The 12,840-nt window shown below is 55.7% G+C and carries 13 protein-coding genes; 6 read left to right on the top strand and 7 right to left on the bottom strand.

From position 1 onward, the window contains the following. Window positions 1-128: 128 nt before the first annotated feature. Together ACNT1W_RS00435 and btsR are read left to right on the top strand one after the other, a co-directional pair. Entirely contained in the window at window positions 129-1,814 is a 1,686-nt protein-coding gene (locus ACNT1W_RS00435; protein ID WP_112363696.1) for a sensor histidine kinase, read from the top strand. Further along, window positions 1,814-2,539: a two-component system response regulator BtsR gene (btsR, locus tag ACNT1W_RS00430; protein WP_012147264.1), complete on the top strand. Its 726-nt coding sequence runs from the start codon at window positions 1,814-1,816 to the stop codon at window positions 2,537-2,539. Before ACNT1W_RS00435 ends, btsR begins: the two co-directional genes overlap by 1 nt. Here btsR and ACNT1W_RS00425 read toward each other — a convergent pair whose 3' ends face one another. Continuing rightward, window positions 2,540-2,824 carry a type II toxin-antitoxin system mRNA interferase toxin, RelE/StbE family gene (locus ACNT1W_RS00425; protein WP_012147263.1) on the bottom strand — a complete coding sequence of 95 codons (285 nt, stop codon included), beginning with the start codon at window positions 2,822-2,824 and terminating at the stop codon, window positions 2,540-2,542. A gap of 17 nt (window positions 2,825-2,841) precedes the next feature. Then, on the bottom strand, window positions 2,842-3,111 hold the full coding sequence (locus ACNT1W_RS00420) for a hypothetical protein (protein ID WP_012147262.1): 270 nt from the start codon (window positions 3,109-3,111) through the stop codon (window positions 2,842-2,844). A gap of 230 nt (window positions 3,112-3,341) precedes the next feature. Between ACNT1W_RS00420 and ACNT1W_RS00415 the strand changes: the two genes are divergently transcribed. From ACNT1W_RS00415 to argD, 3 genes are all read left to right on the top strand, one after another. Then, entirely contained in the window at window positions 3,342-4,868 is a 1,527-nt protein-coding gene (locus tag ACNT1W_RS00415) for a helicase HerA-like domain-containing protein (protein ID WP_419246270.1), read from the top strand. A gap of 98 nt (window positions 4,869-4,966) precedes the next feature. Beyond that, window positions 4,967-5,542: an aminodeoxychorismate synthase component II gene (locus ACNT1W_RS00410; RefSeq protein WP_012147260.1), complete on the top strand. Its 576-nt coding sequence runs from the start codon at window positions 4,967-4,969 to the stop codon at window positions 5,540-5,542. A 131-nt stretch (window positions 5,543-5,673) separates the two neighbouring features. After that, window positions 5,674-6,891 (top strand): bifunctional acetylornithine/succinyldiaminopimelate transaminase, encoded by a 1,218-nt coding sequence (gene argD / locus ACNT1W_RS00405; RefSeq protein ID WP_115183618.1) that lies wholly within the window; start codon window positions 5,674-5,676, stop codon window positions 6,889-6,891. 37 nt (window positions 6,892-6,928) lie between these two features. On the opposite strand, the gene ACNT1W_RS00400 is transcribed toward argD, so the two are convergent. Continuing rightward, a complete protein-coding gene (locus ACNT1W_RS00400) occupies window positions 6,929-9,004 on the bottom strand; it encodes a YccS/YhfK family putative transporter (RefSeq protein ID WP_115183619.1) in 2,076 nt (691 codons plus the stop codon). Between the two features lie 54 nt (window positions 9,005-9,058). Continuing rightward, a complete protein-coding gene (crp, locus tag ACNT1W_RS00395; protein ID WP_004718520.1) occupies window positions 9,059-9,691 on the bottom strand; it encodes a cAMP-activated global transcriptional regulator CRP in 633 nt (210 codons plus the stop codon). A 379-nt stretch (window positions 9,692-10,070) separates the two neighbouring features. On the opposite strand from crp, the gene ACNT1W_RS00390 reads away from it, so the two are divergent. Then, on the top strand, window positions 10,071-10,478 hold the full coding sequence (locus ACNT1W_RS00390) for an OsmC family protein (protein ID WP_012147257.1): 408 nt from the start codon (window positions 10,071-10,073) through the stop codon (window positions 10,476-10,478). A gap of 39 nt (window positions 10,479-10,517) precedes the next feature. On the opposite strand, the gene ACNT1W_RS00385 is transcribed toward ACNT1W_RS00390, so the two are convergent. The 3 genes from ACNT1W_RS00385 to ACNT1W_RS00375 all read right to left on the bottom strand — a co-directional run bounded on the left by ACNT1W_RS00385 (window position 10,518) and on the right by ACNT1W_RS00375 (window position 12,749). After that, window positions 10,518-11,387 (bottom strand): phosphoribulokinase, encoded by an 870-nt coding sequence (locus ACNT1W_RS00385; protein ID WP_012147256.1) that lies wholly within the window; start codon window positions 11,385-11,387, stop codon window positions 10,518-10,520. A 151-nt stretch (window positions 11,388-11,538) separates the two neighbouring features. After that, window positions 11,539-11,772 (bottom strand): YheU family protein, encoded by a 234-nt coding sequence (locus tag ACNT1W_RS00380; protein WP_012147255.1) that lies wholly within the window; start codon window positions 11,770-11,772, stop codon window positions 11,539-11,541. Next, window positions 11,769-12,749, bottom strand: a complete 981-nt coding sequence (locus tag ACNT1W_RS00375) for a hydrolase (RefSeq protein WP_012147254.1) — start codon at window positions 12,747-12,749, stop codon at window positions 11,769-11,771. The genes ACNT1W_RS00380 and ACNT1W_RS00375 overlap by 4 nt, the downstream gene beginning before the upstream one ends. Window positions 12,750-12,840: the final 91 nt, after the last annotated feature.

The following is a 12,840-nucleotide window of genomic DNA, read 5'->3' as shown; positions in this document are numbered from 1 at the left end:
GTTGCTTTCCCCGGAAGCCTTGCCTGCATCACTGTTTTTTCCCCCTCCACATGCTTTAATCGCCAGCTTATAACCAGACCGGAAACCCGGCGTTCTGCATCTGTTTTGTTAAGGGATGAGCTGCTGCCATGTTTGAATTTAGCCAGGTTCTGCTGCTGTTGCAGCAGATGTGCGTTTATCTTGTCATTGCTTATTTACTGAGCAAAACCCCGTTATTCATTCCGCTGACGCAGGTGACCATTCGCCTGCCGCACAAGCTATTGTGCTACGTCATTTTCTCGGTGTTCTGCATCATGGGCACCTATTTCGGTCTGCATGTCGAAGGTTCCATTGCCAACACCCGCGCTATCGGCGCCGTATTGGGCGGCCTGTTGGGTGGGCCTTCGGTCGGGCTGCTGGTGGGGCTGACCGGTGGCCTGCACCGTTATACCCTGGGGGGCATGACCGATATCGCCTGTGCGGTATCAACCGTGGCGGAAGGGCTGGTGGGCGGGCTGGTGCATAGCATCGCCATGCGTCACCGGCGTATCGATCTGCTGTTTAATCCGCTGTTTGTCGCCGGGGTCGCGCTGGTGACCGAAGTGCTGCAAATGGTGATTATCCTCGCGATTGCACGGCCGTTCGACGAGGCGCTGCGGCTGGTGGAACATATCGCTTTGCCGATGTTGATCGCCAATACGGTGGGGGCCGCGATGTTCATGCAAATCCTGCTGGACAGGCGAGCGATGTTCGAGAAATACACCGGTGCGTTTTCCGCCAAGGCGCTGAAGATTGCCGAACGTACCGAAGGGATCTTGCGACAGGGGTTTGATCAGGAAAACAGCATGAAGGTGGCGCGGGTGATTTATCAGGAGCTGGGTATCGGCGCCGTAGCGATAACCGACCGCGATAAATTGCTGGCGTTTATCGGCATCGGTGACGACCACCACCTGCCGGGCACGCCGATTTCATCAAAGCACTCGCACCGCGCAATCGACAACAACGAAGTGGTCTACGCCGACGGCAATGAGCACTCCTACAGCTGCTCGATTAACCCCGGTTGCAAACTGGGTTCGACACTGGTGATCCCGCTGCGCGGTGAGAATCAGCGGGTGATCGGCACCATCAAACTGTATGAACCGAAGAGCCGGTTGTTCAGCACCATCAATCGTACGCTGGGGGAAGGTATCGCCAGCCTGTTATCCGCGCAGATTATGGCCGGCCAGTATGAGCGCCATAAACAGCTGCTGGCGCAGTCAGAAATCAAATTACTGCATGCGCAGGTCAATCCGCACTTTCTGTTTAATGCCCTGAATACGCTGGTAGCGGTGATCCGCCGTGACGGCGACCGGGCCTGTGAGCTGGTGCAGTCACTTTCGACCTTTTTCCGCAAGAACCTCAAGCGTTCCGGCGATGAGGTCAGCCTGGCGGACGAACTCGAGCATGTGAATGCCTACCTGCAAATCGAACTGGCGCGTTTTGCCGATCGGCTGGAAGTCGTGGTTTCGTTGCCGCAAGACCTGTTGGCAGTACGGTTGCCGGCATTTTCACTGCAGCCGATCGTGGAGAATGCCATTAAGCATGGCACTTCGCAGCTGTTGGGGGTGGGGCGGATTGATATCGGTGCGCGGCGCGAAGGGGAATGCCTGTTGCTGCAGGTGACCGACAATGCCGGATTATTCCAATCGCAGCCGAACAACAGTGGGCTGGGGATGAACCTGGTGGATAAGCGTATCCGCGTACGCTACGGCGATGATTATGGTGTACAGGTAGCCTGCGAGCCGCAAACATTCACCCGGATTACAATCAATGTCCCCTTGGCGAGGGCTGCCTGATGTTAAACGTACTAATTGTCGATGACGAACCCTCCGCGCGCGATAACCTGCGGCATTTGCTGGAGGCGGAAGAAGGCATCTCTATTGTCGGCGAATGCGCCAATGCGATAGAGGCCATCAGCGGCATCCATCGCCTGCAGCCGGACGTGGTGTTTTTGGATATCCAGATGCCGCGCATCACCGGGCTGGAGATGGTAGGCATGCTCGATCCCAACCGTATGCCGCACATCGTCTTTCTGACCGCCTATGACGAATACGCGGTGCAGGCCTTTGAAGAACATGCGTTTGACTATCTGCTGAAGCCGGCGGAACCGAAGCGGCTGAGCAAAACGTTACAGCGCCTGCAGCAGCAACGGGGGCAGCAGAATATCGCTGCGCTGGACGAAAGCGCCGGCTACCTGAAATACATTCCCTGCACCGGCCATAGCCGCATCTATTTGCTGCGCTTTGATGAGGTGGTGGCTATCCGTTCACGGTTGAGTGGGGTGTTTGTGGTCCGCAATGACGGCATGGAGTGCTTCACCGAGCTGACACTGCGCACGCTGGAAATGCGAACGCCGCTGGTGCGCTGTCACCGCCAGTATCTGGTTAACCTGGAGCAGGTGCGTGAAATTCGCTTTGATGACAACGGCGCGGCGGAAATGATCATGCCGGTCGGCGAGCCGGTACCGGTCAGCCGTCGCTACCTTAAAGCGCTGAAAGAAGAGCTGGGGCTGCGTGGTTGATTAACCCTTTGGCCATTGGCGTCGGGCGTGTACTACCGCCAATATGATAAGCAGGTCGTTGGTTAATTCATAAATCAGCAAATAAGAATGATGAATAACCCATTCACGAGTACCCGGAACCCGGCCCGCTTTTCCACTTGATGGGTTTTGGGCTAGTCGGGCAGCAGCCGCGGAAATTAAAGCATCAATCTCTGCGGCGGCTGTTGGGTTCTTTGACGCCAAATAATCATAAATTGCAATACGGTCGGCAATGGCGGGTTCCGTCCACTTGAGTTTCAGTTTCACGATATTTCCTTATCGTATTACCGCATTGATTTTTCCCTGCGCTCGGCGAAGTAAGCTTCAACATCTTCATCATCAACGATTTTCCCTTCATGAAGCGCTTTCCGGCTTAATTCCACTTTTTCTTGTAGCCATTGTTCGTATTCTTTTTGTTGAGATTGGCGACTAACAAAATCCCGCATGAAATCTCGTAACAGTTGAGATGCAGTACGATCTGCTGCTTTTGCCGCGCTGGCGAAAGCCATTTTTAATTCATCATCCACTCGGATCACCACGGTAGATTCAGACATGATATGTACCTCGTATATACAGCGTCTTGCTTACTATATCACTGCTGTTTTATTGTTCAAGTCGACCATAATCGGCTAACCCTGTGTTAAGCGGAATCCTAAATTCATTCTCCCGCGAGCAGGTTGGTAGCTACGTTTTTGTTTGTCCTTGACGGGGTTACGCCACGCTTATAGCTTTATTGACATCCACTGGCGCTTTTCGCGCCACGTCAGCGTCCAAGGAAAAGAAAATGAGTGAAGCACGGATTATTGCCAAAGCGATGAAAGACGGGAAACCCGAACAGGATCTGGTTATCTTGCCCGCGTTGGCCAACCGCCATGGTTTGATCACCGGTGCAACCGGGACCGGTAAAACCGTGACGCTGCAAAAAATGGCCGAGCAATTCTCGCGTATCGGCATTCCGGTATTTTTGTCCGACGTGAAGGGCGACCTGTCGGGGATTGGCACCGAAGCCGTGCCTTCCGAAAAACTGCAGGCGCGCCTGACGGCCATTGGCGTCACTGACTGGCAGCCGCAGGCCTGCACCATTATTCCGTGGGATATCTATGGTGAGAAGGGCCACCCGATCCGCGCCACCGTGTCTGACCTGGGGCCGCTGCTGCTGGGCCGCTTGCTGGATCTGAACGAAGTACAAAGTGGCGTGCTGCAGTTGGTGTTCAAAATTGCCGACGATAACGCGTTGCTGCTGTTGGATATGAAAGATCTGCGTGCCATGGTGCAGTACGTGGGTGACAACGCCAAACAGTTCCAGACCCAATACGGCAATATTTCTTCGGCTTCGGTGGGCGCTATCCAGCGCGGGCTGTTAACACTGGAAGAGCAGGGGGCCAACCAGTTCTTCGGCGAGCCGATGCTCGATATCAATGACCTGATGAAAACCGACGCCAACGGCCACGGAGTGATTAACCTGCTGGCGGCGGACAAACTGATTAACCAACCGAAACTGTATTCAGTATTCCTGCTGTGGCTGCTGGCCGAACTGTTCGAACACCTGCCGGAGGTGGGCGACCCGGAACAGCCGAAGCTGGTGTTCTTCTTTGATGAAGCACACCTGCTGTTCAACGATGCGCCTGCGGCACTGCTGACCAAAATTGAACAGGTGGTACGCCTGATCCGCTCCAAAGGCGTCGGCATCTACTTTGTGACCCAGAACCCGCTGGATATCCCGGACAGCGTGCTGGGCCAGCTAGGCAACCGCGTACAGCATGCGTTGCGTGCCTTTACCCCTCGCGATCAGAAAGCGGTGAAGGCTGCGGCACAAACCATGCGAGCCAATCCGGCCTTCGACGCCGAGACGGCGATCACCGAACTGGGCGTCGGCGAGGCGCTGGTGTCGTTCCTGGATGAGAAAGGGCGGCCAAATGTGGTGGAGCGAGCGATGGTGATCGCACCGGAATCCAAGATGGGCATGTTGGGGGCCGAAGGGCTGAACAGTGCGATCAACAAGTCGCCGCTGTATGGTCGTTACGAGGATATGGTTGACCGCGAGTCCGCTTATGAGAAGTTGTCGTCGGAAGGTTTTGCTACCGTTGGCACACCGCAACCGGGCCAGCCGACACAGCAACCGCAGGCGCAGCAGCCGGCGGGCGGTGGCCTGATGGGCGGTCTGAACGATATCCTGTTCGGCTCTACCGGTCCGCGCGGGGGTAAGCGTGATGGCATCGTCCAGACCGCCGCCAAGAGCATGGCGCGTGACCTTGGTCGCCAGATCCTGCGTGGGGTGCTGGGCTCGATTATGGGCGGCCGTAAAAAGTAAGCTGAAATTATCGCTGGCGGCAGCATTGCAGGGGCGTTGTATAATGCACCGGTATCAATCGGGGCGAGCCCCTTACCCTGCTGTCCGTTGGAACCCCTATGCTGCTGCTAATCGATAACTACGATTCTTTTACCTATAACCTTTACCAGTACTTCTGCCAATTAGGCGCCGAAGTGCTGGTGAAGCGTAACGACGAACTGCAACTGGCTGATATAGAAAGGCTGGCCCCGCAGCATTTGGTGATCTCTCCTGGCCCTTGCACCCCGAACGAAGCCGGTATCTCGCTGGCGGCCATTAGGCATTTTGCCGGCAGGCTGCCGATCCTCGGTGTTTGCCTGGGGCACCAGGCACTGGGGCAGGCTTTTGGCGCCAAGGTCGTGCGTGCCCGCGAGGTGATGCACGGCAAAACCTCGGCGATCCGCCATCTCGACAGTGGCGTTTTTCATGGACTGAACAACCCGCTGACCGTGACCCGCTACCACTCGCTGGTGCTTGAAGCCGCTACTTTGCCGGACTGTTTTGAAGTGACGGCCTGGAGCGAGCGCGACGGCGTACGCGATGAGATTATGGGGATCCGCCACCGCCAACTGGCGCTGGAAGGGGTGCAGTTCCACCCGGAGAGCATCCTTAGCGAGCAGGGGCACCAGCTGTTGGATAATTTCCTTAAAAGTTAATCGGTTAGGTTTTTTTTAACCGTGAAGACGATTTGCGTTTGCCCTTTATTGGTTTTTTATGCATATTTTGTGATTATATTTTCACTCAATTGCAACCAAAAGACTGAGTCATATTCAGGGTGGGCCACATAATGACCGAAAAAACCGCAGTAAGCCGCAGTACCTTTGATCAGGTTATCCTGCCTGTTTATGCACCCGCGCAGTTTGTTCCGGTCAGGGGCAAAGGCAGCCGCGTGTGGGACAGCCAAGGGAAAGAGTACATTGATTTCTCTGGCGGCATTGCGGTGACGGCGTTAGGGCACTGTCACCCGGCCCTGGTCGAAGCGCTGAAACAGCAGGGCGAAACCCTGTGGCATACCAGCAACGTTTTTACTAACGAGCCGGCGCTGCGGCTGGCCACCAAGTTGATTAACGCCACCTTTGCCGACCGGGTGTTTTTCGCCAACTCCGGCGCGGAAGCCAACGAAGCGGCCTTCAAGCTGGCTCGGCATTACGCCATTACCCGCCACAGTCCGTATAAAACCAAAATTATCGCGTTTTATAACGCTTTCCATGGGCGCACGCTATTCACCGTCTCGGTGGGTGGGCAGGCCAAGTATTCGGATGGTTTTGGGCCAAAACCGGCCGACATTGTGCACGTGCCGTTCAACGATTTGGCGGCGGTGAAAGCAGTGATGGACGACCATACCTGTGCGGTCGTGATGGAGCCAATCCAGGGCGAAGGGGGCATTACTCCGGTTAATGCCGAATTCCTCAAGGGCGTGCGTGAACTGTGCGACAAACACCAGGCACTGCTGGTATTCGACGAAGTACAAAGCGGCATGGGGCGCAGCGGCAAACTGTTTGCCTATATGCACTATGGCGTAACGCCGGACATTCTCACCACGGCCAAAGCGCTTGGCGGCGGTTTCCCGGTCAGCGCCATGCTGACCACCGAAGAGATTGCCTCGGTGATGCAGGTCGGTACCCACGGCACCACCTACGGCGGCAACCCGCTGGCCTGTGCGGTGGCGGAAGCTGCGCTGGACGTGATCAATACGCCGGAAGTGCTGAGCGGCATTGAGTTGCGTCATGGGTTATACGTGCAGGCGTTAAAGAAAATTGGCGATAAGTACGGTATTTTCAGCGATATTCGCGGCATGGGCCTGCTGATTGGTGCTGAATTAACACCGCAATACCAGGGTAAGGCGCGCGATTTCCTGACCGCCGCCGCCGCACGTGGGCTGATGATCCTCAATGCCGGGCCAAATGTGATCCGCTTTGCGCCTTCGCTGGTGGTGGAGACCCAGGACATCGACGAAGGGATGGCGCTGTTTGAGCTGGCGGTGCAGGACGTGATTAACGCGTAATGCGTTGCATTGATGACAAGGGCGCCAGACGGCGCCCTTATTGATCGCGCAGTTTGCGTTTCAGCCAGATGCCGTGGTGTGGGCGTTGGCTCCAGGCCAATGACGAGATGGTATGCATCACGCTCAGGTGTGAAAGAATACGCCGCAGGTGGCGCTCCATTTCGGTCACCGGCATATCTGGGTGCAAATCCGGCGGCTGCATAATGCTGTTGCCACTGCTCGGCCCGTCGTACTCCAGCCGTTGCTGACAGCTCTGCAGCGCGATCTCGCAAGATTGCAGATACTCCTCCGCCAGTTTTGGCGTCAGCATATAGTGCTCGCGCGCCAGAATAGTCATCGCATTCAGATGCTCGACAATAAACTGGCTGTGCGTCACCCACAGGCGCATATCCGCCAGGTAGTTCGATTCAAACCCCGGTTCCTGCATCGCCTGATTCAGTGAGGTGAATAACGCGTTGTGCGCCTGATTGACCTGCATGCGTGCGTAGGCCAGTGCAGTGGGATCCGGCTCTTGCTCTTCCAGCAACAAACGTAACGCCTGCTGATCGTTCTCCAGCGCCTGATGGGCATTCTTGCGCAGCAGCCCGCTTTGCCACTGAGGCCACAGCCAAATGGTACTGCCGAACACCAGCACGCAGCCAATCAGGGTGTCGATCAGACGCGGCACCAGGAAATTCGTGCCGTTCAGCGCCAGTAATTGCAGGGTATAGACCGCCGTCACCGTAAAACCAATCACCGCCAATCCGTAATTTTTACGTGACACCATATAGGCCAGCAGCGTAATCACCAGCATCACGCTCAGGGTTTCGGCCTCGGGCAGTTGTAATTGCAGCAGACCGGCGGCGATTACCAGCCCGGCCAAAGTACCGAGTGCACGGTGCTGGATGCGCACCCGGGTGGCGTTGTAGCCGTTCTGGCTCACCAGCATGATGGTGAGCAGGATCCAGTAGGGTTTCGGCAGGTTGAAAATCATCCCCAGGCTGCTGCCTGCCGCCAGCGTGACGCCTAATCGTGCCGCATTACGCAGGGCATTGGATTTGAACGACAGATAACTGACCAGCGCCGGCCAAAACGGCAGGCGGTTTTGATTGGCCATCAGGTCACGCCGGTAGAGTGGATGCTGGGTACGCAGCAGGCGGGCGATGCGACTGAAGTGATAGTAGCAGAACTGACCCACCGGATTATCCGGGTGCTGTGCCGCCACTTTTTCCAATGCTGCCAGTTCATTGCCCATATTGAAGCGCTGCGAATGCTGGTGGTAGAGAATATCGTGCGCCACCGTGCGTAGCCGGCCGGCAATCACCTGTGCGTTGCGGCGGATAATGGCTTCGGCCTGGCTCTGTTCTACCAGTTTTTGTACCTCTTCCGGCAGGTGCAGGCTGACGGTGATGTGTTCCTGCAAATCCAGCGCGACCTGAAAGGTTCGTTGCAGACGTTTTTGCTCGAGGTTACTGGCGTGCGGCAGAAAGTTTAGCTGTTGATACAGCAGGGTGATCAGGTCCATCACCTTTTGCTGACGAACCAACAACGGCGGTAACGCGGTCTGTGGATCGGTATGCTGGGTTAGCAGTGAGTATTTGGCCTCGAAGTAGTCCGCCAACTCCAGATAGAGCTGATTGAGCGACTCGCGCATCGGCTGCTCTTTCCACAGTTTGAACCAGAACCAGGTGAACAGCCCGTACCAGGCGGTGCCGACCACATATAACAGCGGCGCATGCCAAAGCGGTACTGAACCGGCCATGCTGAGGGAGAAGATGGCGGCAACCAGCGCAGCGGGCAGCAGACGGGCGTGTAACGGGCTGATTTCACCGCTGACGCCGAGCAGCAGCGCCAGGCCGAGCATCAGTATCGGCAGCGGCAACTGCCATAACAGGGCTTGCTGCAGTAACAAACTGCTGAGTGCGAACAGTGAACCGCCGACGATCAGGCGTTTGAAAAAACGTTTGTGAGGCGTGTCCAGCCCGGCGATGTTACAGCAGGCGGGAACCAGGGAAAATAACAGGCCGTATTGCAGTTGGCCGATCAGCAGGCCAAGCAGTACCGGCAGGCAAAGCACCAGCGTTTGCCGCAGTGCGTAATTAACTTCCGGGTGGTAGATCAGTCGGCGCCACATGATGACTCGGGGCATAAAAAAACGGCGCGAATCATCGCGCCGTTTTTTCAGTAATTAACGCGTGCCGTAAACGACAATAGTTTTGCCGTGGGCGGAGATCAGGTTTTGATCTTCCAGCATTTTCAGAATACGACCCACGGTTTCACGTGAGCAACCGACGATCTGGCCAATTTCCTGGCGGGTAATTTTAATCTGCATACCATCCGGGTGGGTCATGGCATCAGGCTGTTTCGCCAGGTTCAGCAGGGTTTGCGCGATGCGGCCCGTAACGTCCAGGAAAGCAAGGTTACCCACTTTCTCAGATGTGATCTGCAGACGGTTTGCCATCTGAGCTGACAGGCGCATCAGGATGTCCGGGTTAACCTGAATCAACTGGCGGAATTTCTTATAGGAAATTTCAGCCACTTCACAGGCGGTTTTCGCCCTAACCCAGGCGCTACGCTCCTGACCTTCTTCAAATAATCCAAGCTCGCCGATGAAATCCCCCTGGTTAAGGTAGGACAGGATCATCTCTTTACCTTCTTCATCCTTAATCAGCACCGCGACGGAGCCTTTGACGATGTAGTAAAGCGTTTCGGCCTTTTCACCTTGGTGAATCAGCGTACTTTTGGATGGATATTTGTGGATATGGCAATGAGACAGGAACCATTCGAGAGTAGGGTCTGTTTGCGGTTTGCCGAGAACCATTCGCTGTTATCCTCTGTTGTTATCGCTGCCTTGTGTCACAGGGGTCAGAGTTCCCTGTAAAACGTGCTGTCGCCGTTCTTTTAATGGTGGCTGGCAGCAGGTTTTGAGGCGTGTCATAAATATACGCTGTCGCCCTAGCATATTAACTTGCCGGGAGAGCTGCAAGCTACATTCTGTTAACATACCGGTAAAGGAGCCTTTCCCTGGGAGTTTCCCTGAAATCAGTGTCCCGGAAAGATTTATTGCGGCTCTGTTTGTAGCACAGAGTGAGGCGGGTGTCTTGTGTTGTCTCGCTTCAGCATGATTAGCATCAGGTTCCGTTGCCAGTTTCTATGCGAAAGCGTAGTCTGATTTTAAGAAATTAACCGGAGTGACCAGTATGCAGGCAAGAGTTAAGTGGGTGGAAGGGTTGACGTTTCTGGGCGAATCCGCGTCTGGCCATCAGGTGCTGATGGACGGCAACGCCGGGGATAAAGCCCCCAGCCCAATGGAAATGGTACTGATGTCAGTGGGAGGTTGCAGCGCGATAGATGTGGTGTCGATCCTGCAAAAAGGACGTAACGACGTGCGCGACTGCGAGGTGAAATTAACCTCCGAGCGGCGTGAGGAGGCACCACGACTGTTTACCCATATCAACCTGCATTTCATCGTCACCGGTAAAGATTTAAGTGACAAAATTGTTGAGCGCGCGGTGAATCTTTCCGCCGAGAAATACTGTTCGGTGTCATTGATGCTGAGCAAGGCCGCCAGCGTGACCCACAGCTTTGAGATCCGCGCAGTGTCCTGACGGATAAAGGAGCGCGGCTTGTTGCCGCGCTCCGGTAAGCTATTCGATTTTTTTGCCTTCCAGCAGTTGCTGCACCAGCGGCGCCATAATCAACTCCATCGCCAGCCCCATTTTGCCGCCCGGCACCACCAGCGTATTGATATGCGAGATAAAAGAACCCTGCAGCATCGCCAGCAGATAAGGGAAATCGATCTGATCCAGGCCGCGGAAGTGGATCACCACAAAGCTCTCGTCCAGCGAGGGGATCGCCTTGGCGGCGAACGGGTTGGAGGTATCTACCGTCGGCACCCGCTGGAAGTTGATATGGGTGCGGGAAAACTGCGGCGTGATGTAGTTGATGTAGTCTTCCATCGAACGTACCACCGAATCCATCACCGCTTCACGAGAGTGGCCGCGCTCGCCGGTATCGCGGATTAACTTTTGGATCCATTCCAGGTTAACGATAGGCACCACGCCGACCAGCAAATCGACATGCTTGGCCACGTCGTTGTGCTCGGTCACTACGCCGCCGTGCAGCCCTTCATAAAACAGCACGTCGGTCGGTGCCGGTAAGGCTTCCCACGGGGTAAAGGTGCCGGGTACCTGGTTATAGGGCACCGCTTCATCGTAGGTGTGCAGATACTTGCGTGAACGGCCGGTGCCGTTGGTGCCGTATTCGCTAAAGCTTTGTTGCAGCAGGCCAAAGTCGTTGGCCTCGGGGCCGAAATAGCTGATATGACGGCCAAGATCGCGCGCTTTGCGGATCGCCGCGTCCATTTCCGGCCGGGTATAGCGATGGAAACTGTCGCCTTCCAGCTCCGCGGCGCGGATGTTCAACTGCTGAAAGATTTTACGGAACGCCACGCTGGTGGTGGTGGTGCCGGCACCGCTGGAGCCGGTCACTGCGATAACGGGATGTTTGGCGGACATGGTGATGGGTCACTCCGTGTTTAATGCGCCGGTGTCAGATATCATTATTGGTCTGTTTGACACCCTTTCGCCTAGGGCAAAATACTGCGCGTTGGTTTGCAATCCTTCATTGTTACCTGATTTTTTCCGTCAGTCATAGAACCGATAAGCACTAAATTTCCTCTTGTCCGGCGCGGAACTGCCCGCGCGGCATGATGTTGATGGTCTCATGCAGTTCCGACCACACCAGCAGCACCTCGCCGTTTTTCAGTTGGCGGCGCACGTCTTCCACTTTCTGTTCCAGCGAACGTTCATGCTCGCCGTAGTCGGTACCTTCGCGCAGCACAAAGGACTCGATCAGGCTATTGAGGGTCTCGGTTTCCAGTTCTTTCCAGGGGATGATCACTTGGTTGTTTCCAGGTAAGGGGCAAGCCAGGATGGAATACGGTATTCCAGCCACATATGGGGTTTTTTCAATGTGCCGCCGACAAAACCGACGTGACCGCCAAACTCGGTCAATTGATATTCAATATTGTGCGGCAGCGTGGCGGTTTCGGGGATCACTTCGTCGGTCATAAAAGGATCGTCCTTGGCATGGATGATCAACAGCGGCGTTTGGATCGACGGTAACAACGGCAGGGCGCTGCAACGGCGGTAATAATCGGTGGCGTCGCTAAAGCCATGGATGCGCGAGGTAATGGCATCATCAAAGTCGCGGATCCGACGCAATGCCTTGAGCTGCGGCAGTTTGAGCGGCAGCGTATCAGGATAGTGCAGCAGTTTGCGGGTGGCGTTTTGTTTCAACTGCCCGAGCAGGTAGTGCTGATAGACCCGCGAGAAGCCTTGGTCCATCCGCCACGAACAGGGCTCCAGCATCAGTGGCGCAGAAACCACCACCGCCGCCTGCAGCAGGCTGTCGGCGCCCTGTTGTGCCAGATAACAGGCCAGCATGTTGCCGCCGAGAGAGACGCCAACGGCAGCGGTGGGGGCTTCTCCGTAGGTAGCACGCAGCCACTGGAGGAAGAAGCGTGCATCTTCCGTTTCACCGGAATGGTAGATGCGCTGCTTGCGGTTCGGCACACCGCTGCAACCGCGAAAATGCATTACCACCCCGAGCCAGCCCTTTTCACGCCAGGCATTGAGTTGGCCATGGGCATAGGGGCTGTAGAAGTTGCCTTCCAGGCCGTGGAACAGCACCACTCGCGGCTTGCCGCTGGCCTGAGCCGGATCTTCGCTCCAGGCGAGATCGACAAAGTCGCCGTCGGGCAGTTCCAGCCGTTGCCAGTGGGGTTTCAACTGCACGCGGCGACGCACCAGCCGTGGCAGCAGCGTTTGCAGGTGTGGATTACTGGCCCCGGTCAAAGGGCGAAAGGATTCATGCATAACCTGAGTAAAATTCTTATTGGCAACTATTGTGGGATGATTAGTGCGCTGTTAGCTTCACTAGCCTGAGTTAACAATAATACTGCAAAAA

Origin of the sequence: Serratia sp. NFX21 (genome assembly GCF_048517035.1) — a bacterium.
In the GTDB taxonomy this organism is placed as follows: Bacteria; Pseudomonadota; Gammaproteobacteria; order Enterobacterales; family Enterobacteriaceae; genus Serratia; species Serratia quinivorans.
The sequence above is the reverse complement of the archived record's forward strand: the minus strand, read 5'-3'. Positions and strand labels throughout refer to the sequence as shown.